At 66.4% G+C, this 25,989-nt stretch carries 24 protein-coding genes; 8 read left to right on the top strand and 16 right to left on the bottom strand.

Annotated features, from left to right (window positions below):
* Nucleotides 1-6: 6 nt before the first annotated feature.
* Complete coding sequence (antB, locus tag ACYJP6_RS12855; RefSeq protein WP_459475400.1) at nucleotides 7-498, bottom strand: anthranilate 1,2-dioxygenase small subunit; 492 nt, start codon at nucleotides 496-498, stop codon at nucleotides 7-9.
* A complete protein-coding gene (gene antA / locus ACYJP6_RS12850) occupies nucleotides 495-1,883 on the bottom strand; it encodes an anthranilate 1,2-dioxygenase large subunit (protein ID WP_459475399.1) in 1,389 nt (462 codons plus the stop codon). The genes antB and antA overlap by 4 nt, the downstream gene beginning before the upstream one ends.
* A 180-nt stretch (nucleotides 1,884-2,063) precedes the next feature.
* Between antA and ACYJP6_RS12845 the strand changes: the two genes are divergently transcribed.
* Nucleotides 2,064-3,041, top strand: a complete 978-nt coding sequence (locus ACYJP6_RS12845; protein ID WP_459475397.1) for an AraC family transcriptional regulator — start codon at nucleotides 2,064-2,066, stop codon at nucleotides 3,039-3,041.
* Here the strand turns inward: ACYJP6_RS12845 and ACYJP6_RS12840 are convergent.
* The 5 genes from ACYJP6_RS12840 to ACYJP6_RS12820 form a co-directional block, all read right to left on the bottom strand.
* Nucleotides 3,038-4,069 (bottom strand): AraC family transcriptional regulator, encoded by a 1,032-nt coding sequence (locus ACYJP6_RS12840; RefSeq protein ID WP_459475396.1) that lies wholly within the window; start codon nucleotides 4,067-4,069, stop codon nucleotides 3,038-3,040. The two genes, ACYJP6_RS12845 and ACYJP6_RS12840, sit on opposite strands and share 4 nt — an antisense overlap.
* Before the next feature lie 228 nt (nucleotides 4,070-4,297).
* The gene (locus ACYJP6_RS12835) at nucleotides 4,298-5,251 is read right to left on the bottom strand and encodes a LysR family transcriptional regulator (protein WP_459475395.1); all 954 of its coding nucleotides are present in this window, start codon (nucleotides 5,249-5,251) and stop codon (nucleotides 4,298-4,300) included.
* A gap of 92 nt (nucleotides 5,252-5,343) precedes the next feature.
* Nucleotides 5,344-6,864, bottom strand: a complete 1,521-nt coding sequence (locus ACYJP6_RS12830) for a tripartite tricarboxylate transporter permease (RefSeq protein WP_459475394.1) — start codon at nucleotides 6,862-6,864, stop codon at nucleotides 5,344-5,346.
* Nucleotides 6,861-7,379 carry a tripartite tricarboxylate transporter TctB family protein gene (locus ACYJP6_RS12825; protein ID WP_459475393.1) on the bottom strand — a complete coding sequence of 173 codons (519 nt, stop codon included), beginning with the start codon at nucleotides 7,377-7,379 and terminating at the stop codon, nucleotides 6,861-6,863. The genes ACYJP6_RS12830 and ACYJP6_RS12825 overlap by 4 nt, the downstream gene beginning before the upstream one ends.
* Nucleotides 7,380-7,409: 30 nt before the next feature.
* Nucleotides 7,410-8,408 carry a tripartite tricarboxylate transporter substrate binding protein gene (locus ACYJP6_RS12820; RefSeq protein WP_459475392.1) on the bottom strand — a complete coding sequence of 333 codons (999 nt, stop codon included), beginning with the start codon at nucleotides 8,406-8,408 and terminating at the stop codon, nucleotides 7,410-7,412.
* A 292-nt stretch (nucleotides 8,409-8,700) separates the two neighbouring features.
* Between ACYJP6_RS12820 and ACYJP6_RS12815 the strand changes: the two genes are divergently transcribed.
* The 4 genes from ACYJP6_RS12815 (at nucleotide 8,701) to ACYJP6_RS12800 (ending at nucleotide 13,244) form a co-directional block, all read left to right on the top strand.
* Nucleotides 8,701-10,023: an MFS transporter gene (locus ACYJP6_RS12815; protein ID WP_459475391.1), complete on the top strand. Its 1,323-nt coding sequence runs from the start codon at nucleotides 8,701-8,703 to the stop codon at nucleotides 10,021-10,023.
* Complete coding sequence (locus tag ACYJP6_RS12810; protein WP_459475390.1) at nucleotides 10,016-10,966, top strand: amidohydrolase family protein; 951 nt, start codon at nucleotides 10,016-10,018, stop codon at nucleotides 10,964-10,966. The genes ACYJP6_RS12815 and ACYJP6_RS12810 overlap by 8 nt, the downstream gene beginning before the upstream one ends.
* Nucleotides 10,963-11,979 carry a 4-hydroxythreonine-4-phosphate dehydrogenase PdxA gene (locus ACYJP6_RS12805; protein WP_459475389.1) on the top strand — a complete coding sequence of 339 codons (1,017 nt, stop codon included), beginning with the start codon at nucleotides 10,963-10,965 and terminating at the stop codon, nucleotides 11,977-11,979. The genes ACYJP6_RS12810 and ACYJP6_RS12805 overlap by 4 nt, the downstream gene beginning before the upstream one ends.
* A gap of 89 nt (nucleotides 11,980-12,068) precedes the next feature.
* A complete protein-coding gene (locus tag ACYJP6_RS12800) occupies nucleotides 12,069-13,244 on the top strand; it encodes an L-rhamnonate dehydratase (RefSeq protein ID WP_459475388.1) in 1,176 nt (391 codons plus the stop codon).
* Nucleotides 13,245-13,292: 48 nt separating this feature from the next.
* Here the strand turns inward: ACYJP6_RS12800 and ACYJP6_RS12795 are convergent, their stop codons facing one another.
* The gene (locus ACYJP6_RS12795) at nucleotides 13,293-13,691 is read right to left on the bottom strand and encodes a tautomerase family protein (protein WP_459475387.1); all 399 of its coding nucleotides are present in this window, start codon (nucleotides 13,689-13,691) and stop codon (nucleotides 13,293-13,295) included.
* 100 nt (nucleotides 13,692-13,791) lie between these two features.
* On the opposite strand from ACYJP6_RS12795, the gene ACYJP6_RS12790 reads away from it, so the two are divergent.
* Nucleotides 13,792-14,676, top strand: a complete 885-nt coding sequence (locus tag ACYJP6_RS12790; RefSeq protein WP_459475386.1) for a LysR family transcriptional regulator — start codon at nucleotides 13,792-13,794, stop codon at nucleotides 14,674-14,676.
* Nucleotides 14,677-14,739: 63 nt separating this feature from the next.
* Here ACYJP6_RS12790 and dhaL read toward each other — a convergent pair whose 3' ends face one another.
* From dhaL to ACYJP6_RS12755, 7 genes are read right to left on the bottom strand one after another with little or no spacing between them, the layout of a single operon-like run.
* The gene (dhaL, locus tag ACYJP6_RS12785; protein WP_459475385.1) at nucleotides 14,740-15,384 is read right to left on the bottom strand and encodes a dihydroxyacetone kinase subunit DhaL; all 645 of its coding nucleotides are present in this window, start codon (nucleotides 15,382-15,384) and stop codon (nucleotides 14,740-14,742) included.
* A 5-nt stretch (nucleotides 15,385-15,389) separates the two neighbouring features.
* Nucleotides 15,390-16,391, bottom strand: coding sequence for a dihydroxyacetone kinase subunit DhaK (locus ACYJP6_RS12780; RefSeq protein WP_459475384.1), 1,002 nt, complete (start codon nucleotides 16,389-16,391; stop codon nucleotides 15,390-15,392).
* A 31-nt stretch (nucleotides 16,392-16,422) separates the two neighbouring features.
* Nucleotides 16,423-17,517, bottom strand: a complete 1,095-nt coding sequence (locus tag ACYJP6_RS12775) for an MDR/zinc-dependent alcohol dehydrogenase-like family protein (protein ID WP_459475383.1) — start codon at nucleotides 17,515-17,517, stop codon at nucleotides 16,423-16,425.
* Between the two features lie 24 nt (nucleotides 17,518-17,541).
* Nucleotides 17,542-18,300 carry an SDR family oxidoreductase gene (locus ACYJP6_RS12770; RefSeq protein WP_459475382.1) on the bottom strand — a complete coding sequence of 253 codons (759 nt, stop codon included), beginning with the start codon at nucleotides 18,298-18,300 and terminating at the stop codon, nucleotides 17,542-17,544.
* Nucleotides 18,301-18,347: 47 nt separating this feature from the next.
* A complete protein-coding gene (locus ACYJP6_RS12765; RefSeq protein WP_459475381.1) occupies nucleotides 18,348-19,337 on the bottom strand; it encodes a substrate-binding domain-containing protein in 990 nt (329 codons plus the stop codon).
* A gap of 41 nt (nucleotides 19,338-19,378) precedes the next feature.
* A complete protein-coding gene (locus ACYJP6_RS12760) occupies nucleotides 19,379-20,359 on the bottom strand; it encodes an ABC transporter permease (protein ID WP_459475380.1) in 981 nt (326 codons plus the stop codon).
* Nucleotides 20,356-21,843 (bottom strand): sugar ABC transporter ATP-binding protein, encoded by a 1,488-nt coding sequence (locus ACYJP6_RS12755; RefSeq protein ID WP_459475379.1) that lies wholly within the window; start codon nucleotides 21,841-21,843, stop codon nucleotides 20,356-20,358. Before ACYJP6_RS12755 ends, ACYJP6_RS12760 begins: the two co-directional genes overlap by 4 nt.
* 284 nt (nucleotides 21,844-22,127) lie before the next feature.
* Between ACYJP6_RS12755 and rpiB the strand changes: the two genes are divergently transcribed.
* Both rpiB and ACYJP6_RS12745 read left to right on the top strand, forming a co-directional pair.
* Nucleotides 22,128-22,589, top strand: a complete 462-nt coding sequence (rpiB, locus tag ACYJP6_RS12750) for a ribose 5-phosphate isomerase B (RefSeq protein WP_459475378.1) — start codon at nucleotides 22,128-22,130, stop codon at nucleotides 22,587-22,589.
* A 68-nt stretch (nucleotides 22,590-22,657) separates the two neighbouring features.
* A complete protein-coding gene (locus ACYJP6_RS12745; RefSeq protein ID WP_145010772.1) occupies nucleotides 22,658-23,641 on the top strand; it encodes a sugar-binding transcriptional regulator in 984 nt (327 codons plus the stop codon).
* Nucleotide 23,642: 1 nt separating this feature from the next.
* On the opposite strand, the gene ACYJP6_RS12740 is transcribed toward ACYJP6_RS12745, so the two are convergent.
* The gene (locus tag ACYJP6_RS12740; protein ID WP_459475377.1) at nucleotides 23,643-25,565 is read right to left on the bottom strand and encodes a UvrD-helicase domain-containing protein; all 1,923 of its coding nucleotides are present in this window, start codon (nucleotides 25,563-25,565) and stop codon (nucleotides 23,643-23,645) included.
* Between the last annotated feature and the right edge of the window lie 424 nt (nucleotides 25,566-25,989).

Raw genomic sequence — 25,989 nt, 5'->3', positions numbered from 1 at the left:
GTGGCCTCAGAGGTGGTAGAAGTCGAGCACGGAGTTGATGGTGTCGTTGAGCAGCAGCACGTGCTTGCGGGTAATGCGGAAATCACCGGCCACCTCGCGCAGGTGATAGGTCACCTGGCCATAGAACTGTTCGGAGACGCCATGCCGGGTGTAGAGGGTCTGCCAGCCGGCGCGGACCTCCAATTGGCCGTCGTCACGGGGGGCGACGCGCACGTTGCTGATCTGGTGCAGGGTGCGCGGCAGCGGCGTGGAGGCCGCCGACTTGCCGGTGCGCAGGCGGAACACCCGGTCCTCCAGGCCCGATCTATCGGCGTAGTAGATGTAGGAGAGGCCCTGGGTGGGGTCCTGCACGTACTCGTGCTCGCTGACCCACTGCGGCAGGTGGAAGACGCTGCCGGCGTCGAACAATTCCAGATAGGCGTCCCAGTCCTGGGCATCGCAGAGCGCGGCCTTGCGATAGAGGAACTGTTCCACGGCGTATTGCAGAGTCGGGTTCATGCCGACACCTCCGTCGGTTGCAGGGCCTTGAGCGCCAGGCCATCGAGCAGGAAACGCTGCCAGGCGCCGTGTTGGTTCACATAGAGGCCTTCGTGGGTGAATTCGGTGCCGGTGAGCACCGGCTGGATGCCCAGGGCCTCGCTGTTCACGGTAGGGCCGGCGGTCCAGCGGTGATGACCGCGGGAGATGTCGTTCCAGCGCTCCAGGCGGGCCTGGAAGCCGCGCTGGGCCTCGCGGAATTCCACCAGGTCGTCGGGCGTGCCCATGCCCGAGACGTTGAAGAAGTCCTCGAACTGGCGGATGCGATTGGTGCGGTCGGCCGGGGCCTCGCCCTTGACGCCGATGCACTGGCTGATGATCTCGGTCTTGTTCCAGGCCAGCGGCCGCACGATGCGCAGCTGGGAGCTGATCTGGTCCATGAAGAACAGGCTGGGGTAGATGTTGAGGTTGCGCAGGCGATGCATCATCCATTCGGCGCGGGCCTGGCCGTATTCCTCCACCAGGCGCGGCATGACGCTGGCGTAGCCGGGGCGCACGGTGGGGTTGGGCATGTCGCTGAACAGCAGGCTGTGGCCGTTCTTGAAGGAGAACCAGCCATCGTCGGTCTCGGCATCACCGGCGCCGAGCTTGCTGTAGTCCAGGGTGCTGCTGGCGCTGCCTTTCTCGGCATTGACCTGCTGGCGGTGCTGCACGGTGGAGACGTAGTTGTAGTGCACGGTGCTGACGTGATAGCCGTCGAGGCCGTTCTCGTTCTGCAGCTTCCAGTTGCCGTCGTAGGTGTAGGTGGACTTGCCCGGCAGGATCTCCAGCTCACCGGTGGGGGACTGGGCCACCATCATGTCGAAGAACACCTTGGCATCGCCCAGGTAGTCTTCCAGGGAGTCACTACCCTGGGTATCCAGGCTGACGAAGACGAAGCCCTTGTAGCTCTGGATGCGCGCCTTCTTCAGGCCGCGGGTGGCCTTGTCGAAGCCATCGGGGTATTCGCCCGGTGCCTTGACCTTCACCAGGCGGCCGTCGCTCTTGTAGCACCAGGCGTGGAACGGACAGGTGAAGGTGGACTGGTTGCCGCGCGCCACGCGGGTGAGGGTGGCGCCGCGGTGCTGGCAGGCATTAATCAGCGCATGCAGCTCGCCGTTGCCATCGCGGGTGATGATCAGCGGCTGGCGACCGGCGCGCAGCGTGACGAAGTCGTGGGGCTTGGCGATCTCGCTTTCGTGGCAGGCATAGATCCAGACCTTCTCGAAGATCAGCTCCATTTCCAGCTCGAACAGCTCGGGTTCGGTGAAGAGATCGCGGGCGATGCGATAGACGCCGTCGGCCGGACGGAAGTCCAGGCAACCTTGGATGTAGTCCTGCCATTGGGCAATGCTGCGGGTGCTCATCAGGGGTGTCCTCTAGGGTGAGACTCGCCTCGATTGAAGCCCCGCCACCCCAACCCCTCTATCCGCTTTTTCGCTGATCGCTAGCCGGATTTTTTCACTCGCCGGACTGGCCTGCACTCTGCGGATAGTGGCGGCGGCACGCGGCGTGCAGCATGGAGCCAGCCAGCGGAGGAGCCCAGCATGCAGCAGACGAATTTCGAGGTGCAGACGCACAGTGGCCAGGTCGCCGAGGCCTGCCGCTGGATGAGCGCGGTGGCCGGTCCGCACCGCTTGGAAACGCGCAGCGGCGCCGAATTGAGTTTCCATCACCAAGGACTGCGGCTGCCGGGCCGGGCCACGGTGCTGGGGCGGATCGGCTATGGCGCCGCGGTGCAGATCGGCATCGACGCCCTGGATGCCTATAGCCTCAGCCTGCCGCTGCAGGGCCGCCAGTCGTTGGCCAGCCGCGGTGCGCGCGTGCGCTCCGACAGCCAGTGCGGAATGGTCGTCGCGCCTCACGAGTGGCAGCGCCTGGACATGGCCGCCGACTGCCTCAAGCTGCAGGTGGTGATCCGCCGCGAAGCCCTGCAGGAGGTGGCGGAGGGCCTGCTGGGCCGGCCGTTGGACGCGCCCCTGAGCTTTGCCGGCGAGATGGAGCTGGCGCGCCCGGCGGTCGCGGCGTGGTGGCAGGGTGTGCGCCAATTGCTGGATGGATGGAGCGCGGTCCAGGCGCTCTACGGCCAGCCGGCACTGGCTAATGACCTGGAAGTGATGCTGCTCAAGGGCCTGCTGCTGGCCCAGCCGCACAACTACTCCGCGGCTCTGGAGGAAGGCGTAGGGACCGGCTACCCCGAGTTTCTCCTGCGGGCGCGGCGTTATCTCGAAGCCCATGCGCGGGAGAATCCCTCGCTGGAGAGTCTGGAGCGCGTGGCCGGCGTATCCCGGGCCAAGCTCTATGCCAGCTTCCGCCGCTATCACGGCCAGCCGCCTATGGCCTATCTCAAGCGGCTGCGACTGGAAGAGGTGCGGCGCCTGCTGCTGGCGCGTCGTGAGGGTGCCAGCGTCTCGCGCATCGCCCTGGATTGGGGCTTCGAGCACCTGGGACGCTTCGCCAGCGACTACCGCCAGGCGTTCGGCGAGACGCCGTCGCAGACCCTGGCGGGGCGGCGGCTCAACTAGCCGGAGAGCGCCCCACGAAAGCGGCGGGTTTCCGAGGGAGACTCGCCGTAGCGGCGCTTGTATTCCTGGGCGAAGCGACCGAGGTGGGCGAAGCCCCACTTGTAGGCGGTGTCCGTCACCGACTCCACTCGCCCGCTGCGCAGCTCTTCATGCACCCGCTCCAGGCGCAGGTCACGCAGATAGTGCATCGGCGTGGTGCTACGGTAGGTGCGGAAACCGGCGAACAGGGTGCGGACGCTGACGCCGCCATGCTCGGCCAGGGTTTCCACGCTGAGCGGCTCGTGCAGGTGCTCGGCGATATAGGCCTCGATGCGCTTGATGAAGTAGGGCGAGACGTTGCGCTCCCGCGTGCCTTCCAGCTGGCCGTGCAGCGAATGCGGCTGGCCATAGAGCAGGGCGTTGAGCAGCGAGGATTCGAATTGCTTGAGCACCAGCGGCTGGTGGATCGGATGCGCCGGGTCCGCCAGGCCTTCCATGAGCAGGCCGAGCAACTGCAGGAAGTAGCTGCCGCCGGCTTGGCGCAGGTCCAGGCGCGGATCGAACTGCGGCAGGCGGCCCTGCTGGGGCAGGTGCTGGGCGCAATGATGGTCCAGGTCGGCCCGCTCCAGGCGCAGCACCAACTGAGCTGCACCACCGTACCACCGCATGCGCACCGGCAAATCCGGCGAGAGCAGGGCGGCGAGGTGCGGTGAGGACTGGAAGTCCGTCGCCCCGCACTGGATGTCGGCGCCACCGGCGAGGGGAATCTGGATCAGGTAGAAGTCCTGCAGGCACTGAGGATCGATGTCGACGTCGGTGCCGTATTCCAGGCGATTGAGCGACAGCCGCCCGCGGCTGACGTGGTGCAGGCTGGCGCTGACGCTGTCGCCGCGGTGCACCGGCTTCAGCTCGTGGGGCTTGAACACCTTGCTGACACCCTGGCAGGCCGCCTCGCGATCGGCGACCAGGAATTGCAGGCTGTTCGAACAGAACAGGCCGGTCTGGCGAAAGCGCTCACCGCTCTCGGAAGGTGCGGACTCATGGAGCATTGTTACCTCCTTGCACACAGGCGTGGCCCCCTGCACCCTTTTGTTCCCCTCCCGCTGCAGTATGCGGATAGTCACTGCAGCCAGCGGATAGTCATCGGGTAACGGAGCTCGTTCTTGGCCGCTGTTGGACGGCTCTGAGCAGGGTTCTGCAAGGCATGGGCCAAGCGAGGCGTCTGGCGAAGCTTTATGGGCGAACAGCGGTCAGTGGCAGGACCACAACGCTGGCAGCTAGCCCTCGTCGTGGCGCAGGCGTCCGTGTTCGCTGCGTACCGCCGCCATGAAGGTCTGCATGGCCGAGGACTGCACCCGGTGGCGGCGACGGATCAGCCCATAGGGCGGCAACCGCGGCTCGAAGGCGATGGGCAGCACCGCCAGCAGGTGGCGGCCGGGGTAGTCGTTGACCACCGACAGCGGTGTGACCCCGAGCATGTCGGTCTGCTGCAGCAGGGCCAGCAGGGTCATGATGGAGGTGGTCTCGACGATGCTGCCGGGGATGTCGACCCGGGCATCGTGGAAGGCCTGGTTGATGATGGCGCGCATCGGGCTTGGATGCTGCTGCAGTACCCAGGTGTGCTCCTGCAGTTCGCCCCAGGTGAGGTGAGTGGCCTGGGCCAGCGGATTCTGCGCCCCGGCGATCACGCAGAGCACCTCTTCGCCGAGGCTGTCGAACAGCAGCTCCTCGGCGCGGGTGCCGGTGGGAATGCGACCCAGCACTACGTCCAGTTGGTCCTGCAGGAGCGCCTGCACCAGCACGTCGCTGGTGTCCACCTGGATCGACATGGACAGCCGCGGATGGCTCTGCTTGAGGGTAGCGATGGTGCGGGTCAGCAGCCCCGAGGCCAGCGCCGGGATGGCGCCCACCGCGACCCGACCGAGATTGCCCGATTCCAGGGCCACCAGCTCTTCGCGCATGCCCGAGAGTTCGGCGAAGACCATGCGCGCGTAGTAGATCACCGTCTCGCCGAAGGCCGTGGCGCGCATGCCCCGCGGCAGGCGTTCGAACAGCCCCACGCCCAAGAGACTTTCGATCTCGTGGAGCATCTTGGTGGCCGCCGGCTGGGTCATGCCGATATCGTCGGCGGCGCGGCGCAGCGAGCCGAATTCCGCCAGGGCCAGCACCAGGCGCAACTGGCGCAGGCGCAGGCGGCTGTGAATGGTGTGGGCGTCGGGAATGCGGGTCATGCGGGCTTGCCGAGGGGAGGGGTGGCCGGCTACGTTAGCGTAAAAGCCGGCGTCTGGCGCGAGCGCGGCGCACCCCCGCCAGACTGGCGCGTTCACGAGGGATGCACCTTGGCGTGCGGCTGTCCCCGGCGCAGCCCTTGCAGCAGCCGCGCCAGTAGCGGCCAGCAGAGCATCAGCAGCGCCGCGGTGGTCAGGCTGCCCACCAGGGGGTTGGACCAGAAGATGCCCAGCTGGCCATCGGAGAACAGCATCGACTGGCGGAAGGCGTCTTCGGCCTTGTCGCCCAGCACCGCCGCCAGCACCAGCGGGGCGATGGGATAGCCGAGCTTCTTGAAGGCATAGCCGAGGATGCCGAAGCCGAGCATCAGCCAGACGTCGAACAGGCTGTTGTGCACCGAGTAGGCGCCGATCACGCAGACGGTGAAGATGATGGGCGCGATGATGCAGAAGGGAATGCGCAGGATGGCGGCGAACAGCGGTACCGTCGCCAGCACCACGATCAGGCTGACCACGTTGCCCAGGTACATGCTGGCGATCAGGCTCCAGACGAAGTCGTGCTGTTCGGCGAACAGGGTCGGCCCCGGATGCAGGCCCCAGATCATCAGGCCGCCGAGCATCACCGCGGCGGTGGCGGAGCCGGGAATGCCCAGCGTCAGCATGGGCAGCAGGGCACTGGTGCCGGCGCTGTGGTCGGCGGTCTCCGGGGCGATCACCCCTTCCAGCTCGCCCTTGCCGAAGCCCTCGCGATTCTTCGAAAAGCGCCGCGCCAGGCTGTAGCTCATGAAGGAGGCGGCGGTAGGGCCACCGGGCGTCACACCCATCCAGCAACCGACCAGGGCGCTGCGCAGCCAGGTCAGCCAGTAGCGCGGCAGCTGTTTCCAGGTGCTCAGCACGGTGCGCAGGGTGATGCGCGCCTGCTCGCCACGAAAGTCCAGGCCTTCCTCTACGGTGCAGAGGATCTCGCCGATGCCGAACAGGCCGATCACCGCTACCTCGAAGCTGATGCCCGAGAGCAGCGCCGGCTGGTCGAAGGTCAGGCGCAGGTTGCCGGACACGGTATCCATGCCCACCGCCGCTATGGCGAAGCCGATCATCATGGCCGCCACCGTCTTCAGCGGCGGATTCTTGCTCATGCCGATAAAGGTGCAGAAGGCCAGCAGGTAGACGGCGAAGAATTCCGGCGAGCTGAACTCCATGGCGAAGGCGGCGATGCGGCTGGAGAGGAAGGTCAGTAACAGCACCCCGACCAGGGCGCCCAGCAGCGCCGAGGTGAAGGCCGCCGTCAGGGCCTCGCCGGCACGCCCCTGGCGCGCCAGGGGGTAGCCATCGAAGGTGGTGGCCACCGACGAGGGTTCGCCCGGGATGTTAAACAGGATGGAGGTGATGGAACCGCCGAACAGCGCGCCCCAGTACATGCAGGAGAGCAGGATGATGGCGGAGGTGGGGCTCATGGTGAAGGTCAGCGGCAGCAGCAGAGCGACGCCATTGGGCGCGCCTAGGCCGGGCAGCACCCCGACCAGGATGCCGAGCAACACGCCGATCACCATCAGCGCGATATGGTGGAAGGACAGGATCATGCCCATCCCGTGCATCAGGGAATCGAATTCGCTCATGACAGGGTCCTCAGCAGGCGGGCGAGGTCGGCCAGGGGACCGGCATCCAGCGGCACCTTGAACCAGAGGGCGAAGATCAAGTAGCTGGCCAGGCTCACTCCTCCAGCGGTGGCCAGGATCTGCAGTACGCCATAGCGGCGCTGCCGCTGGCGGTCCCGCGCCATGAACCAGGCGATGAACAGGAAGGCCGTGAGATAGAGACCGAGCAGGGGCAGGGCGACGACGAAGGCCAGCATCGGCAGGAATACCCGCAGCACCTGGCCGAAGGCGGCACGCTCGACAAAGGCCGTGCGCAGCGCCTGCCAGCGCCACAGGGTCTGCAACGCCGTGGCCAGGCTGGCCAGGGTCAGCAGCAGGCCGATGTAGAAGGGAAAGTAGCCCGGTTCCGGACCGGCATCGCCCCAGCCGATGCCCTGTTCCAGACTGCCGAGCATCACGATGCCGCCGAGCCCGGCGGTGAAAGCCGCCAGGCCGAGTTCCACCCAGCGGGTGGCGATCAGGGAATCTCCGGCCATGGCCGTCTCTCCTGTGTCGATGCGCGCCGATCAGCGCTTGAGCCAGCCCGCTTCCTCGAACACCGGGGTGACCCGGGCGGTGTCCTGGGCGATGTAGTCCTGCAGCGCCTGGCCTTCGAGGAAGGTCGGCACCAGGGCGTTGCGCTCGATATAGGCCTTGAACTCCGGGGTCTGGCTGACCTTGCGCAGCAGCGCCACGTAGAAGGCCCGCTGTTCCTCGCTGACCCCGCCCGGCAAAAGCACGGTGCGCGGGAAGCGGTACTGGTCGATGCCCAGGCCCTGTTCCTTGCAGGTGGGTACGTCCGACCAGGCCTGGGTCTCGGTGACCTTGGCGGTATAGGCCATGCGCGCCTGGCTGAAGACGCAGAGCGGCACGACCTGGCCACCGCGCCACTGGCCCAGGCTCTCGCTGGGGTTGTTGACGTTGGAGGTGATGTGCTTGCCGGCCAGCTGGGTGGCCGCCTCGCTGCCACTCTTGAAGGGGATGTAGGTGAGCTTGGTGCCCTCGGTGCGATTGAGCAGCAGGGTCAGGGTCTGGTCGACGTCCTTGGACTGGCTGCCACCCATGCGCTTGCCGGCCGGGTCCTGCTTGATGGCGTCGATATAGCCGCGGGCGTCCTTCCAGGGCGCGTCGGCGTAGCTCCAGAGGATGAAGTCATCCTCGGCGATGGCCGCCACCGGGGTGAGGTCGGCGAGCTGGTAGCCGAGCTTGGCGGTCAGCGGCAGCAGGTAGACGTTGTTGGTGGCGATGACCAGCTTGTCCGCCTCGCCCTTGGCCAGCTTCATCTCCAGGAAGGCCTCGGCACCGTTGCCGCCGCCCTTGTTCATCACCACGGTGCTGGCGTCGAGCAGCTTATGCTGGGTGATGATCGACTGGATCAGGCGGCCGAGCTGGTCGGTGCCGCCACCGGGGCCGCCGGCGACCACGATTTCCACCTTGCCTTCCGGTTGCCAGGCCGCCTGGGCAAGGGGCGCTGCCACGGCGGCGAGGCACAGGGGAAGGGTAGCGAGCAGGGAGGGGCTGCGCATGGGATGACCTCTTTCTTATCGTTGTTTTGGGTGGAGTGAGTCTGCGCAGCCCCGGCGGTGCCTGACCAGTCAAAAATAAGCATGCATCGATAGCCTGGGGTTATGCCTTGGCCGGAGCTTCGCGGGATGCCGCGTAGCAGACGGCTTGCGCTGTAACGGCCACGTCGAGCTATATCCTGAGCTCATACCCCTATGCGCGGATTTGCATTGGACGGTTATCGCTGCGCAACCGATAGTCGACCTCGCCAGCCGGCAGCTGAACGCCCATAACAATAATCCCAGGGGTCACGCCATGCTCTCGACGTCCCGCTCCACACCTGTCGCGCACGCCGCTGCCGTCCCGACAACGCTACGCGCCTCCCGGGTCCGCTGGCGCATCTTCGCCATCATCTTCGGCCTTACGGTCATCAACCTGGTGGACCGCGTGTCCCTGTCCATCGCCATGCCCACCATCGCCCGCGAATTCCAGCTGACGCCGGCCATCCAGGGGCTGATTCTCAGCAGCTTCTTCTGGGCCTATGCCCTGCTGCAGATTCCCGGTGGCTGGCTGATCGACCGCTATGGCCCACGCCGGGTCATCGGCTGGTCCACCGGCCTCTGGGGCGTGTTCCAGACCCTCGCCGCCTTCGCCACTGGCGGGCTGTCCTTGATCTTCGCGCGGGTCGCCCTGGGCGCCGCCGAGGCGCCGCTGTTTCCCGCCGGAGGCAAGCTCAATTCCCTCTGGCTGGCCTCCAGCGAGCGGGGGCGCGGCGCGGTGCTGATGGATTGCGGCGGTCCGCTGGGCGTGGCCCTGGGCGGCCTGCTCATCGCCTACCTGATCGCCGTCTTCGGTTCCTGGCGCACCGCCTTCTTCGTCGCCGGCATCGCCACCCTGGCCATGGCCTGGCTCGCCTGGCGCTACCTGCGCGACGACCCGGCGACCCACCCGGGGGTCAACGCCGTCGAGCTGGCGCGGATCAACGAGGGGCGCACCACCTCCGTCGCCCAGGCCGCCAAGGCCGGTGCCCAGGGCCTCGGTATCGCCCGGCGCTCCCTGGCGGGCATCCTGCTCGGCCGGGCCAGTTGGGCCATGGTCTTCTTCGGGCTGCTGACGTGGGGTCCGAGTTACCTGGCCCAGGCCCGCGGCTTCGACATCAAGGGCATAGGCGCGGCGACCTTCGTCATCTTTCTCTGCGGCGCGGCCAGCTCCCTGGTCGGTGGTTTCCTCTGCGACCTGCTGGTGCGCCGGGGCGTGCGCCGTGGACTCGCCGCCAAGGGGCTGCTGTCCTGTTCCGGGCTGGTGGCGCTGGCGGCCTTCCTGCTGCTGCCGCGACTGAGCGATCCCTATGCCGCGGTGGGGCTGCTGTCGCTGACCGCCTTCTTCCTCATGTGGGGCAGCCTCTACTGGAGCTTCCCGGCCTTGCTGGCGGCGCCGGCGCGGGTCGGCTTGATCGGCGGGGTGATGAACCTGGCCGGCAGCCTCGGCGGCATCGCCGTGCCCATCCTGGTCGGCCTGCTGCTGCAGCACCTGGGCGGCTATCCGGCGGTGCTGGGCTTCTTCGCCCTCTGCTCGGGGCTGTTCATCCTCGGCACCCTGCTGATCGGCCTGGACGAGCGGGAGGTGGCCCATGGCTGAGCTCTACCGCGGACCCATCGTCGACGCCCATCACCATTTCTGGGAGCCTGGCCGTAACTTCCACCCCTGGCTGTCCGGCGCGGAGACCATCCCCTTCCGTTATGGCGACTACAGCGCCCTCAAGGGTGACTACCTGCCCGAGCATTACTTCGCCGATGCTGCCGGCCACGACGTGGTCCAGACCGTCTACGTGGAGACCGAATGGGATCCTCGCGATCCCCTCGGCGAGACCCGTTACATCGACGACCTGGCGCGTCGCCAGGGCGTACCCAACGCGGTGGTCGCCCAGGCCTGGCTGGATGCCGAAGACGCCGCTGAGCTGCTCGCCGCCCAGGCCGCCTTCGAACGGGTGCGCAGCGTCAGACATAAGCCCGGTGGCCCGGCACATCCGGAACAAGTGGGTCGCCAGCGCACCCTGATGAGCGATGACCGCTGGCGCCAGGGCTACGCTGCGTTGCAACGCCACGGTCTGCACTTCGATCTGCAGACGCCCTGGTGGAATCTCGACGAGGCCTGCCGCCTGGCCCGGGACTTCCCGGCCATCCAGTTGATCCTCAACCATACGGGGCTGCCTTCCGACCGCAGCGCCGAAGGTCTGGCCGCCTGGCGCGCCGCCCTGGCCCGCCTCGCCGAATGGCCCAACGTGGCGCTGAAGATCTCCGGCCTGGGCCTGGCAGGTCAGCCCTGGCGCGCCGCGGACAACGCCTGGATCGTCCGCGAGGCCATCGCCGTCTTTGGCGCCGAACGCGCCATGTTCGCCAGCAACTTTCCCGTCGACCGCCTGTGCGGCAGCTACGACACCATTCTCAGCGGCTTCAAGCGCCTGGTGGCCGACCTGCCCGCTGCCGCCCAGCGCCAGCTCTTCCACGACACCGCCCAGCGCCTGTATCGCCCGGTGGCCGACACCCTTCGCCTGGACACCCACCTGAGGACTTCCGCATGAGCTATTCCACGCTTCCCCGCCTGGCCGTGGTGCTGGGCGATCCCGCCGGCATCGGCCCCGAATTGATCGCGCGCCTGCTGGCCGATCCCGAGGTGCGCAGTCGCGCGCGGGTGGTACTGATCGCCGATGAGGAAGAGGCTCGCACCGGCATGCGCATCGCCGGTTGCGAGTATCCCTATCGACCCATCGATCGCCTGGATGCCCTCGATTTCCACGACGACGTCCCGCTGCTGTATGCCTACCGCGGTACCGCCGAGGGTGCCTTTCCACGTAGCGCGGCCAGCGCCGTCGGCGGTCGCTACAGCCTGGATACCCTGGCCGTCGCCCTCGACCTGACCCAGGCCGGTCATACCGATGCCATCCTCTTCGGCCCCTTGAACAAGACCTCGCTGCACCTGGCTGGCATGGGCCACAACGACGAGCTGCACTGGTTTGCCGAGCACCTGGGCTACCAGGGACCCTTCTGCGAATTCAACGTGCTGGATGACCTCTGGACCTCGCGGGTGACCTCCCATGTCGCGCTCAAGGAGGTCCCCGGCCTGCTCAGCCAGGAGCGGGTGATCGAAGCCATCCAGCTGATCGACAACGAACTCAGGCGCAGTGGCCTGGCGCGACCACGCATCGGTGTCTGCGGCCTCAATCCGCACAATGGCGACAACGGCAGCTTCGGGCGCGAGGAGCTGGATCTGATCGGCCCCGCGGTGGAGCGCGCCAAGGCGCTGGGCATCGCCGCCGATGGTCCCTATCCGGCCGATACCATCTTCCTCAAGGTCCAGGGCGACACCCGCGCCTTCGATGCGGTGGTGACCATGTACCACGACCAGGGCCAGATCGCGATCAAGCTGATGGGCTTCTCCCGCGGCGTGACGGTGCAGGGCGGGCTGCCCATCCCCATCACCACCCCGGCCCATGGCACCGCTTTCGACATCGCTGGCCAGGGCCGCGCCAACGTCGGCGCTACTCGCCAGGCCTTCGAGATCGCCTGCCGCCTGGGCGCATCCCGCCACCGATAGCGACCGCGGCGCCCCAGGCGCTTCCCGACTCCGCCGAACCGGCCCGCGGGCCGGCAGGCCCGACTCATGCCCGAAAAAGGAAATCCACCATGAAAATCACCCGCGTCCGTACCCGCGTCTTCGAATGGAAAGGCAAGGTCGTCCCGCCCCAGGCGCACTTCTGCACCAATGCCACCGATATCCTCTATGAGCGCGGCGACGCCATGGGCTCCTTCCGCTTCCATGGCTGGCTGGTGGTGGAGATCGAGACCGACAGCGGCCTGGTCGGCCTCGGCAACTGCGCCCTGGCCCCGCGGGTGGCCAAGGAAATCATCGACCTCTACCTGACCCCCATCGTCCTGGGCCAGGATCCCTTCGACAACGAATACCTCTGGCAGAAGATGTACCGCCGCACCCACGCCTGGGGTCGCAAGGGCATCGGCATGGCCGCCATCTCCGCGGTCGACCTGGCGCTCTGGGACCTGATGGGCAAGGCCGTGAACAAGCCGGTGTTCAAGCTGCTGGGAGGCCGAACCAAGGAAAGGATCCCCTGCTACGCCTCCAAGCTCTATGCCAACGACAACCTGGACCTGTTCCTGGAAGAAGCCCAGGGCTATCTCAGCCAGGGCTTCGACGCCCTCAAGATGAGATTCGGCTACGGGCCCAAGGACGGTCCCGCCGGCATGCGGCGCAATATCGAGCAGGTGCGGGCCTTGCGTGAGCTGGCGGGTCCCGATGTCGACATCATGCTGGAGTGCTACATGGGCTGGACCCTGGAATACGCTCGCCGCATGCTGCCCAAGCTGGCCGAGTTCGAACCGCGCTGGCTGGAAGAACCGGTCATCGCCGACGACATCGAAGGCTATGTCGAGCTCAAGAAAATGGGCATCATGCCCATCTCCGGCGGCGAGCACGAATTCACCTCCTACGGCTTCAAGGACCTGCTCGAACGCCGCGCCGTGGACGTCATCCAGTACGACACCAACCGCGTCGGCGGCATCACCGCCGCGCGCAAGATCAATGCCCTGGCCGAAGCTTGGTCGGTGCCGGTCATTCCCCACGCCGGCCAGATGCACAACTACCACCTGACCATGGCCAGCACCGCCTCGCCCCTGGCCGAGTTCTTCCCGGTGTTCGACGTGGAGGTGGGCAACGAACTCTTCTACTACGTCTTCAAAGGCGAACCCCAGCCGGTCGCCGGCTACCTGCAACTGGACGACGACAAGCCTGGCCTGGGCCTGGAGCTGTCCGAAGAGCACCTGAAGGACTTCGAGGTGATCGAGTAGCGGTGATAGCGGCCGCCGCCCGCGAGGAGGTGGCGGCCAGCGCTCGCCTCAGACCCCAGCTTGCTGGTGTCGCCACTCCTGGGTCCGGCCGCCGAAACCATAGGCGGCGGCACGCGCGTCGATCAGATGCACATAGCTGAGTTCGTGCAGGTCAGGCCGGAGCGTCGCCATGGCCGTGTGGACTTCCGCCAGGAAGCGCGCCTTCTCGGCCTTGGTGTTCGTCTCGTCGGTGATGCTGATGTCGAGATGAAAGGCGCTGCCGCCGAGCGTCGCCAGCGACTGCCCGCCAAGAAACCAATCCGTGTCGGGAATGTAGTGAAGGGTGGTAGCCATGTCTTCGGGACGTTTTCCTAGGTACCTTTTGATCAGGTCATTGATAAGCAGTACCGCGCCTCGGCCGAGGGTTTCGTCGCGATCGCCAGACAGATGAAGGGTGATATGGGGCATGGCCGCTCTCCTGGGTTGAAGTCGCCACTGTGCCGGTCTGGCTTGCAACGGAAAAGCAGGAAGATAAGATGCCATCCATCTGCTTTTGGAATGGATGACTATGTCCGGCTTCGATCTCGAACAGCTTCGTACCCTGGTCATGGCGGTTGATGCCGGAAGTCTCTCGGCGGCAGTCCCGCTGCGCTGCCTGTCTCAGTCGGCCTTGAGCGAGCAACTGCGCAAGCTGGAAGAGCGTGCCGGTCAGACCCTGTTGATTCGCAGCAAGGCCGGGGTCAGGCCAACCGCCGCGGGCGAACGCCTGCTGGCCCATGCTCGGCCGCTACTCGCGATGGCCGACGCGGCCTGGCGTGATCTCCATGAGGTGCCCTTGGCAGGCGAAGCCTGCCTGGGCGTGACCGACTATTTTCGTCCAGCCGATCTGGCGCGCCTGCTGGCCCGCCTGCAGTACCAATTACCGGGACTGCGCCTGCGTACCCGTATCGGCAGGAGTGACGAACTGGAGGCCGCTCAACGTGAGGGTGAGCTGGATTTGGCTATCGTCATGAACCTGGAGACCGAGCGAAAGACCGCGCCCCGGATGAGGGTCACGCCCTTGCACCAGGAGCCGCTGTGCTGGGTAGGCGCGGTAGGCGTGGAATCCATACAGCCAGGGCGACCCGTACCCCTGGCCCTGTTGCCGGAGGGCTGCTCTTTGCACCGCCTGGCGTGCAGCCGCCTGGAAGCCGCAGGCATGGCCTATGTGGTCAGCCATATCGCCTCGGGCGTGGCGGGTCTGCAGGCAGCATTGACGGCAGGACTGGGCGTCGCCTGTCTGAATGCGTCTGCCGTTGCCGGGCAGGGGCTGCGCCTGCTCGACGAAGATGCCTTGCCGGCGTTGCCTTCGGCGCGCTTTCTGCTCTTGCAGCCCGATGCCGAGGAGGACTCCGTCCAGGCGCGACGCCTGCAGTCCTTGGGCGGCGCACTGGCCGACGCGCTGCGCGCCTAGATAAAAAAGCCACCCCGAAGGGTGGCAAGTGCGAACAAAGGGTTGCCGCCAGCAGCGGCGGATTCAGTGCAACCTGGCCTCCACCGAGTCGGCCAAGCGGGTGAGGATGAGGCAGCAGGACACGGCGCCCGCATCCAGTACGCCGAGGGATCTTTCGCCCAGGCGGCTGGCGCGGCCGATGCGGGCCACCAGGTCGCGGGTCGAGTCACGGCCCTGGGAGGCGGCGCGCTTCATGGCTTCGAGGGCGTCGTGGAAGCTGGCGCCCCGGGCCACGGCGTCCTCGAAGGTTTCCACCGCCGGGATCAGGGCATCCATCAGGCACTTGTCGCCGACGCCGGCCTCGCTGATGTCCTGGATCGAGGCCAGGCCACCGCGCAGCAGCCGGGCGAAGGTATCGGCATCGATCTCGGCCTTGCCGCGCACCTGGTCGGCCATGCCGATGAACAGGCTGCCGTAGAGCGGCCCCATGGAGCCGCCGATGCCTTCCATCAGCGCCAGGGTCAGTTCGTCCAGGGCCTCCGCCAGGGTCAGCTGGCGGCCGGCCATGGCCTTGCCGCAGCGGGAGAAGCCCTTGGCCATGTTGATGCCGTGGTCGCCATCGCCGATGGCGCCGTCCACCTCGCTGAGGTATTCGCGATTGGCGACGATGACGTCCACCAGGTCACTGACGATGGGGGTGCCCTCGGCACCGGAGAAAGACTGCTGCATGGCGTTCACTCCGTCTGGGTCAGGCCGATGGAACGGCAGGGTTGATCGATCAGCCGGGCCAGTTCCTCGTCCACGCCCAGCACGCTCAGGGTCACGCCCATCATTTCCAGGGACGTGAAGTAGTTGCCGACGTAGCGACGATGCACGCGCAGCCCGCGGGCCTCGAGCAACCGCGCCACCTCGGCGTAGAAGATGTACAGCTCCATCACCGGCGTGGCGCCCAGGCCGGAGACCAAAACCACCACCCCCTGGTCCTGGCCGAAGTCGCGATCGGCCAGGATGGGTTCCAGCATGCGCGCCGCCATCTGCCGCGCCGGCGCTATGGGTACCACGGCGATGCCTGGCTCGCCGTGGTGGCCGATGCCCAGTTCCATCTGGCCGTCGGCGATCTGGAAGTTCGGCTTGCCCACCGCGGCGATGGTGCAGGGGGTCAGGCCGACGCCGATGGAGCGGCAGTTGGCGACGGCCTTCTGCGCCACGCGGATGACGCCGTCCAGGTCGTAGCCCGCGGCCGCGGCAGCGCCGCCGACCTTCCACATGAAGATCTCGCCGGCCACGCCGCGGCGCTTGGCGATCTCCTCCCTGGGCGCCGAGGCGACGTCGTCGTTGGCCACCACCGTCCTGATCTGCAGGCCGCGGCTGGCGGCCATCTTCATCGCCAGCTTCACGTTCATGTTGTCGCCGGCATAGTTGCCGTACAGGCAGGCTACCCCGGCGCCGCGGTCGGCGGCGTGGAAGGCGTCGAGGAAGCTCTTGGCGGTGGGCGAGGAAAAGATCTCGCCGACCGCCACGGCGTCCACCAGGCCCGGGCCGACATAGCCGAGAAAGGCCGGCTCATGGCCGGACCCACCCCCGGTCACGACGCCGACGCGACCTTCCGGCGCCACCTGCACGCTGCGGATAACCCGCGGATTGTCGCCGGCCTGGGCCAGCTCCGGATGGGCGAGGAGGATGCCCTCCAGCATGTCCTCCACCACCAGGTCCGGATCGTTGATCACTCGATTCATAGCGTCTCCTTGTTCTCGGCACCCCGCCCGGTCAGGGCTTGAGCACCACCTTGAGGGACTGGTCGCCGCGCTCCATGGTCGCGAAGGCTTCCTTGAAGTCGGCCAGCGGGAAGGTATGGGTGACGATGCCGCGTACATCGATCTTGCGTTGGCCGATGAAGTCGATGGCCCGCGGGTACATGTAGGGCCCCAGGTGCGAGCCGAGCACATCCAGCTCCTTGCGATCACCGATGATCGACCAGTCCACCGTGGCCTCGTCGTTGAACACGCTGAACTCGACGAAGCGCCCCAGCTTGCGCAGCATGGCCAGGCCCTGGTTCACCGCCCGGTGGTGACCGGTGGCTTCGATGTAGATGTCGCAGCCGTAGCCGTCGGTGATGGCGCGGATCTTCTCCACCACGTTCTCGTAGAAGGGATTCCACACCTCGTCGGCGCCCAGCCGCAGCGCCAGTTCGAAGCGCTCCGGCTTCATGTCCAGCACGATCAGCTTCTTCGGGTTGCGCAGCCGCACCGCGCCGATGATGCCGAGGCCGAGGGTACCGGCGCCGGCCACCACCACCACGTCGTCCAGGCCGACATCGGCGCGATCCGCCGCGTGCAGCGAACAGGACAGCGGCTCGATGAGGATGGCTTCCTCGGGCGGGATGTCATCGGGCACCGGGTGCACGATGGCCTCGCGGGTGAAGATCATGTACTCGGCCATGGCGCCCTGGACGTTGTTCTGGAAGCCATAGAGATCGTGCTTCTGGCACATCCAGTACTGGCCATGGTTGCAGAAGCGACAGCCCCAGCAGGGCACGATCTGCTCGGAGATCACCCGGTCGCCGACCTGCACGCCGCGCTTTTCGGCACCGGGCCCGAGCGCCACCACCCGGCAGACGAATTCGTGGCCGGGAATCATCGGCGGCTTCACGTAGCGCGGTTGCTCGGCGTCGCCCCAGAAGGAGGGCGCGCCGCGGTAGGTCTTGATATCGCCCATGCAGATGCCGCACAGCTCGACGCGGGTGAGGATCTCGTCCGGGCCGGGTACCGGCACCGGTACCTGTTCCAGGCGATAGTCCTCGGGGCCATGGCAGACCACCGCATTCATGGTCCTGGGCAGAGCGTTCTCGAAAGCGCTGGACATGAGGTTACCTCGGGTTCGTGGGCATCACTGGATGCTGTAGCCGCCGTCGATCACCAGGTTCTCCCCGGTGATCATGGCGGCGGCGTCGCTGAGCAGGTAGAGCACCGCGGCGGCGATCTCCTCGGGGCGGGCGAAACGGCCCACCGGGATGAGCCGCTTGGCCCGCTCGCCCACCTCGCCGGCCCAGGCCTTCTTGCCCAGTTCGGTCTCGACGATGGTCGGCGAGACGGCATTCACGGTGATGCCGAATTCGGCCCACTCCATGGCCAGGACCCGGGTCATGCCCACCACCGCGGCCTTGCTGGCGCAGTAGGCGACGTGCCGATCCAGGCCGATCACCGCCGCCTGGGAGGCCAGGTTGACGATGCGTCCGCCGCCGCTGGCGCGCAGGTGGCGAGCCACCGCCTGGGCGACGAAGAAGCTGGCCTTGAGGTTGATGTCGAGGGTGCTGTCCCAGGCCTCTTCGCTGACGTCCAGGGCCTTGTCCAGCAGGGCGATCCCGGCGCTGTTGACCAGCAGGTCGAGCCGGCCGAAGGCCTTGGCGGCCTGGTCCACGGCCGCCTCGATGGCTGCCTTGTCGCGCACGTCGAGGGCGATGCCCAGGTGGCCGTCGCCCAGTTGCGCGGCGATCTGCGCCACCTCGGGGTTGCGGTCCAGCAGCGCCACCCGGGCGCCGCGGCTGGCCAGCAGGGTGGCGCAGGCGTGGCCGATACCCGCCGCGCCGCCGGTGACCAGGGCGCACCGACCGCTGAGGTCGAACGCCTGATTCCAGAAGTCGGACATAGAGAGATCTCCCGGACGGGCAGGGCGCCCGTCCTCGTCGAGGCGGCTTACTTGCCGCTGACCTGCTGGTAGAGGGCGTCGGCGTTTTCCGGCGTCACCGCCACCCAGGGGATGATGTAGTTCTTCGCGGTGCCGTCACCCCACTGCAGGGCGGGGTAGCGCTTCCAGATCTCCGAGCGCGGCTGGTAGGCACTGCCCTCCAGCTTGCGTAGCACCACGTCCAGGGCACCCTGGGACTGCGCCTGGGCATCCTGGAAATAGGTGATCAGCTCGCCCTTCTTCGCCGCCTGGATGGCGTCGGGCATGCCGTCGATGGAGGTGACCGGGATGTCCTTGGCCGACAGCCCGCGGTTCTTCACCGCCTGCAGCGCGCCGAGGGCCATGTCGTCATTCTGCGCGATGATGCCGGCGATACCCTTGGGATGGGCGTTGAGCCAGTCTTCCGTGAGGGTCAGGGACTCGGCCCGCGACCAGTTGGCGGTCTTCTTCTCGATCACCTTCATCTCGGGGTGCTTCTGCAGCACCTCCATTTCGCCCTTCTCGCGATCGATCTGCGCGGACTGGCCGATGGGTCCCTGGATGATCACCACGTTGCCCTTGCCGCCGAGCTTTTCCGCCAGCGCCTGGGTCTGCAGGCGGCCACCCTCCACGTCGTCGTTGCCCACGTAGGGCACGCTGGCGCTGGCGACCTTGGTATTGGAGGCCACCACCGGCACCTCGCTCTCCATGGCGCGGGCCACGGCGCCGACGCTGGCCTTGGTATCGATGGGCACGAAGATGATGGCGTCGTAGTGCTGGGTGACCATCGTCTCGATCTGGTTGTTCTGCGTCAGGGCGTCGTAGTTGCCGTCGAACACCGTGATCTGTACCGAGCCGTCCTTGACCGCCGGGTGCTGCTTGAGATCGCGGACCCAGGCCTGCATGAACTGGCCCTTGAGGCCGTAGACGGCGGCCCCGACCTTGTAGGGCGCCGCCTGGGCCAGGCTGCTGGCGAGCAGGGACGTGGCGAGAACGCAGAGCAATTTGCGAGCGTGCATGGGTGACTCCTTTTCTTGTTGTCGTGCGGAGAGGTTCGCGATCAGGCCCGGCGCTTGCGCCAGACGTCGATCAGGACGGCGAAGACGATGATCAAACCCTTGGCCACCTGCTGGTAGTAGGACGACACCCCCAGCAGGTTCAGGCCGTTGTTGATGACGCCGATGAGCAGGGCGCCGAACAGGGTGCCGACGATGCTGCCGGTGCCCCCGGAGAGACTGGTGCCGCCGATCACCACCGCGGCGATGGCGTCCAGCTCGTAGGAGACGCCGGCCTGGGGCAGGGCGGAGGTGGTCCGCGCCGAGAGCACGATGCCGGCCAGGCCAGCCAGCAGCCCGGAGATCACGTACACCGAAAAGGTCACCTTGCGCACGCCGATGCCGGAGGTGCGGGCGCTCTTCTCGTTGCCGCCCACCGCGTAGACGTAGCGGCCATAGGTGGTGTACTTCAGCACCAGCCAGAAGAACAGCGCGACGATGGCGAAGATCACGATGGGCATGCCGATCGGTCCGAGCTTGCCGGTGCCCAGGGCCAGGTAGGCTTCCGGCAGGTCGGTAACGGGGCTGCCGTCGTTGAGGATGAAGGTCAGGCCGCGCCCGACGCTGAGCATGCCCAGGGTGGCCACGAAGGGCGGGATCGACAGGTTGGCGACCATGAACCCATTCAGCGCCCCCATCACCGCCCCGGCGAACATCCCGGCGCTCAGCGCGGCCAGCAGGCCATAGCCCTGCACCGCGACCAGGGCGCTGCACAACCCCGAGAAGGCCAGGATCGAGCCCACCGAGAGATCGATGCCGCGGGTCAGAATGACGTAGGTCATGCCTACCGCGAGGATGCCGTTGATGGAGGTCTGGCGCAGGATGTCCATCCAGTTGCGCCAGGTCATGAAGTACTCGCTGCTGAAGCCCAGGGCGACGCACAACAGCACGAACACCAGCGGCAGGCCGAAGCGGTCGAGGGCGAAGCGCAGCCGGCTGCGCGACGGCGCGGGGGTGATACTGGAAGTGAGGGTCTGGATGGTCATGAGGCAAGACTCAGCAAGGCTTCCTGGGACAGGGACCGGTCCTCGCTCACGGTGACCAGGCGGCCGGCCTTGAACACCGCGATGCGATCGCTCAGATGGAGCAGTTCCGGGGCTTCGGAGGACACGACGATGGCGGCGCCACCGGCGCGGACGAACTCGTCGAGCAGGCGGTAGATCTCCTGCTTGGCACCCTCGTCGATACCGCGGGTGGGTTCGTCGCAGAGCAGGCACACCGGTTCGGTGGACAGGCACTTGGCGAGCACCACCTTCTGCTGGTTGCCACCGCTCATGGCCGCCACCGGCAGCTCGAGGGACGCGGTCTTGACCTTCAGTCGGCGCACCATCTCTTCCGCCAGCGCGCGTTCCTTGCGCCCGCTGATCACGCCCAGGCTGGAGAGGCGGTCGTAGGCGGCCAGGGCGACGTTCTCGCGGACGCTGCCGGTGAGCACCAGGCCGGTGTCCTTGCGGTCCTCGGTGACCAGCGAGATCCCGGCGCGGATGGTGGCGGCCGGATCACCCACTGGCACCGGGGCACCCTTGAGCGCCACCTGGCCGGCGTCCGGCGTGGTCAGACCATAGACGCAGTTGAGGAATTCGCTGCGCCCCGAACCCATCAGCCCATAGATGCCGAGGATCTCGCCCGGGCGCACCTGCAGGCTGACGTCCTGGAATTCGTTCTTGCGACACAGGCCGGCCACCGTGAGGCAGGGTTCGGCGCTCGACACGCGACCCTGCTTGTGGTCGATGGCCGCCAGCTCCCGGCCGACGATGCCGCGTACCAGATGCGCCCGGTCGACGTTGGCCATCGCCCCTGTCTCGACGAAGGCGCCATCGCGGAAGATGGTGTAGCGGTCGGCGATCTGCGCCAGTTCGGTCAGGCGATGGGAGACATAGATGATGCCGGCGCCCCGCGCGGTCAGGCGCCGGATCGCGGCGAACAGCGTTTCCGTCTCCCGCTCGCCGATCGCCGAGGTCGGCTCGTCCATGATCATCACCCGGCAGTCATGGCTGAAGGCCTTGGCGATCTCCACCAGCTGCGTCTGGGCGATGCTCAGGCGGCGCATGGGCATGCCGGCCTCGACCTCGAAGCCGAGATCCTCCAGCAGGACGCGGGTCCGCCGATTCAGCTCGCGGTTGTCCAGCAGGCAGCCCAGCCGGCGTGGCTCCCGACCCAGCCAGATGTTCTCGGCCACGGTCAGGTCGGGGATGGGTTCCAGTTCCTGGGTGATCATGGCGACGCCAGCGGCGAGGGCTTCGCTGGGGCGCTGGAAGACCACCTCGCGACCTTCCAGGCGAATGCTGCCCGCATCCCTCTGGGTGATGCCCATGAGGATGCTGAGGAAGGTGGATTTGCCGGCACCGTTGCCGCCGCACAGCGCGTGCACCGAGCCCGCCTCGAGACTCAGGTGGCCGTCGCGCAGGGCGGGTATCCCGGCATAGGCCTTGGCGACCTTTTCAGCATGAAGCAGCAAGGGCGAAGCCATGGTACGTCCTCTCAGCTGGTGTTGTTTTCTTGTCGCAGCGATGGAGCTCGTAGTGAGCATATGTTTAAACCATGAAAATCTGATCAGTCAACTGGCGGCCATAAATTTTCTGCGCGAGTCGAGGATGCGGGTTCGGCGCGGTCAGGATCGCCTTGTCCACGGAATATCTATTCAGATCAGGCTATACGGCGCCGTATAGATGTAAACAAAATTGCTTGATCGGAATTTCACATGATGATCATATGATCGAGACCGCGTTGGTCTCTCATAGGAGCGCCAGGTGCATGAACGCCACCCAATCCATCGCCATCGGCTGTGACGAAGCCGGCTACGAACTCAAGGAGCAGCTCAAGGCCTTCATCCTTTCCCTCGGTCTCGAGGTGGAGGATTTCGGCTCCCATTCCACCGAGCCGGTGCTCTACCCGGATATCGCCTACGCGGTCGCCAGCGCCATTCGCGAGGGGCGAAATCGCCTCGGCGTGCTGGTTTGCGGGACCGGCATCGGCATGGCCATCTCGGCCAACAAGGTCCAGGGCATTCGTGCCGCGCAGGCCCACGACACCTATTCGGCGGAGCGCGCCCGCAAGAGCAACGACGCCCAGATCCTCTCGATCGGGGCGCGAGTGGTCGGGCCCGAGCTGGCCAAGAGTCTGGTCAAGGCCTTTCTCAGTTCGGATTTCGAGGCCGGGCGCTCCGGGCCCAAGGTCGAGCGCATCACGGCCCTCGAGCAGCGCCGTGATTGCTAGGCGCTGGACGCCGTCCGCCCGGACTGGGGACAATGGCGGCTTTGCCAGGCAACCGGAGTCGATCCTGCATGAATGACAATGCCAGTCGTGGGGCCAGCGACTTCGAGCTGATGACCGACATCGCGATGCTCTACTACCTGGACAACGTCAACCAGGAGGCCATCGCCCAGCGCCTGTCGCTGTCGCGAGCCAAGGTCAGCCGCCTGCTCAAGCGTGCCCGCGACGAAGGCATCGTCGAGGTGCGGGTGCTGCAGCATCCCACCATGAACAACGAGGTGGAGCAGAAGCTGCTGGAACGTTTCCGCCTGGATCGCGCCCTCATCGCCGTGGACCACGCGGATCCGGACACCCAGCGCTCGGCGGTCGCCAGCCTGGTCGCCAACTACCTCAACCGGGTGCTGGCCGACGGCATGATCGTCGCGGTGGGGATGGGGCGTAACGTCGGTGCGGTGGCCGACAACGTCTTCCTGCCCAATGGCCGCAACTGCACCTTCGTCTGCGCCATCGGTGGCTCCCTGCGCGCGGGGGAATACATGAATCCCGACCATATCTGCCGGCGCCTGGCGGCGCGCTTCGGTGGCGAGAGCGAAACCCTCTATGCCCCGGCCATGGTGGCCAACCCCGAGCTGCGCGCGACCCTGATCGCCAACGACACCGTGCGTGCCACCCTGGATCGCGCCCGCCGCGCCGATCTCGCGCTGATCGGCATCGGTGACATGAGCGAGAGCAGTAACATGGTGCGCATGGGCTGGTTCTCGCCGCAGGAGATCGCGGCGGCCCGTCTGTCCGGCACCGTGGGCGACATGATGGGGTACGACTTCATCGACATTCATGGGCGGCCGGCGGTCAATGTGCTGCAGGGGCGGGTGATAGGGCTCACGGTCCAGGAATTGACCCGCATCCCCGACGTTATCGCCGTCGCCAGCGAAAGCACCAAGGCCGCCGCCATCCTCGGCGCCCTGCGCTCCGGCGTCATCAATACCCTCGCCACCACCGTCACCAACGCCCACACCATCCTGGCGCTGGACGACGCCACCCGCCGCGATACCTGATTCAGCCGACCAGGATCGCCGCCGCGCCCCGCGGCTGCCGGGTGTACCACAGCACCCGGCTGACGCCGCGGGTCACCGCTACATAACTCAGGCGCAAGGCCTCGTCGGCCATGGCTTCGTCGTAGCTTTGCTGGAAATGGCCGCTGGCGGCATAGAGTGCATTGCGCAAGGGATGCGGCTGCTGGGGTTGGCCATCATCGAGCACGATCGCCACTTCCGCCTGCAGACCCTTGGCGCGGTGGATGGTGCAGGTCCGCACGCCCTCCTGGCGGCCCAGTTGCTCATTGAGGGTCTTCAGGGGTGCATTCACTCGGCTCATCACCATGACTGCCCAGCGCTCCGGCCGCTCTCGCTCGGCGGCGTAGCGGCGCTGGTCCTCGATCTCGCTCAATAGCAATGGGAGTTGGCGGCCAATGTCGAATTGCCCGACGACCTTCACGCCGTTTCCCTGCTCATCCGCCGCTCTGGATGCCTGGGTACGCTTGGCCTGCTTGTGCTTCACCTGCGTCAGGATCCGCTCACCGTCAGCCACGATCTGCGGCGAAGACCGATAGTTGGTACCCAGCATCAGCGTCTGGCTCGGCGTCTGGCCGGGAAACCAGCGATCGAAGTGGATGAACAGTTCCGGCGAGCTGCCGCGCCAGCCATAGATGGACTGCCAGTCGTCGCCGATGGCCATCAGTGAGGGCGCAACCTTCTCCTCGGCAAGTCTTCTCTGCACCTGCTGGAGCCAGAGCGCGATCTGGGGCGAGATGTCCTGGAATTCGTCGATCAACAGGTGGGTGAAGGGTTGCAGGCGGGCGATCAAGGCGCGGCTCGGCTTCTTCTCCAGGCGATCCGTCAGCACGGCGAAGGCCGTATTGAAGGTGATCAGTCGCTGCTCCTTCAATAGCCGGTTGAACTGTCGCCAGAATTGCTGCATGGCTTCCAGGAAGATCCGGTCACGGGTGGAGCATTCCAGCTGGCTGCTCTTGATCGAGCCGACGCGTAGGCCCAGGGTCTCGGCGAAAGACGCCTGGCCATAGAAGAGGTCAGGCAGCGCCTGGGGTTGGCGTTCGCCATTGAGTACGAAGGGTTGCAGGGGCGCAGCCGCGGGCGGTGCCTCTTCGTTAGGGGCGGCCAGCTCCAACAATAGATGAATGCGCCGACGAAAGCCGGCATCTTCTTTATAGCAGTGCTCATAGGCCTGTAGCAGCCACTGCCGCTGGCTGTCGTTCAGGGTGGCACCGGCGAGCAGGGCGTTGTCCGGTTCTTCGTCCGCCCTGGCGTGTGGCGACAGCTGCTCGAACCACTGCGTCACCCGCAATTCGGCGCGGGCCAGTTGTGCCAGGGCGGAGTGGAAGGTCCGTACCAGTTCCCTGGCGCCGTCGTCGTCCAGCGGGGCATCCCAGAAGGCCAGCACGCGTTTGAGTTGCGCCCTCAGTTCATCGCAGGAGGCCTTGGTAAAGGAGATGACCGTCAACTGCTCTCGGGGCAGCTCCAGATGGCAGAGCATGAACACCACCCGCAGCACCAGCGTCGTGGTCTTGCCCGAGCCGGCTCCAGCGAAGATGCGGGTGGCGGGGGCGCGCGCCAGGATCATCTTCCATTGCTCCGCGGAGGGTGCCTGGATGATGCCCTGGGCCACCGCCTGCTCGACCCGGGCTTTCATCCGCTGCTCCTGCGAGCGCTTTATTGCCAGGGCAGAGCCATAGATGCCGGTGGGGGAGGGGGCAGGGGGAGCGGAATCAGGGGGTGGCCCATCGCCAGCCGCGACTTTCCGCGCGGGCTTGGGCGTACCCTGTGCCTTGCGCGGCCTGGCCGGCGGCCCTTTCTTCTGGCTCCCGGGTGCCGGTTCTCCCTTGAGGAAGAGCGTAGTGCGCGGAAACCAGTCGCCAAGGGTGGTCACCAGCTGTCGTCGGTAGCGGGCCAGAATAGAAGTCATAGGATCCTCGAAACATCATCTGCCGGCATCTTACCCTGCATGAATGACAGCTCGACCCAGAGCACCCTTTTTGGCGGCCGTTGAAAGAATCTTGAAATAACCTGTTGACGCCCTCTGAAACTCCCCTATAATGCGCCCCACTTCCGGTGCAGACGCTGAAGGGCTTGAAAATCAAGCACTTAGGTCTGAGCCGGGCGAGGGGTCCACGGAGTCCTCGCCATTTGGTCTTCACCTTCGGGTGATAACGAAATGAAGCGGAGGGGTTGACAGCGTCCCAGGATGCTGTAGGATTCGCCTCCCGCTGCCGCGATCGGTTGAACCGGTCAGGCAAGCGCAAGTGGTTGAGTTGAAACGAAAAAGTTCAAATCAACGCTTGACAGGATGTGAGGACAGCGTAGAATGCGCGCCTCGGTTGACGACACGA

Source organism: Pseudomonas sp. No.117, from assembly GCF_054558395.1.
Note: the sequence above shows the minus strand (reverse complement) of the source record. Positions and strands in the feature narration are given on the sequence as shown.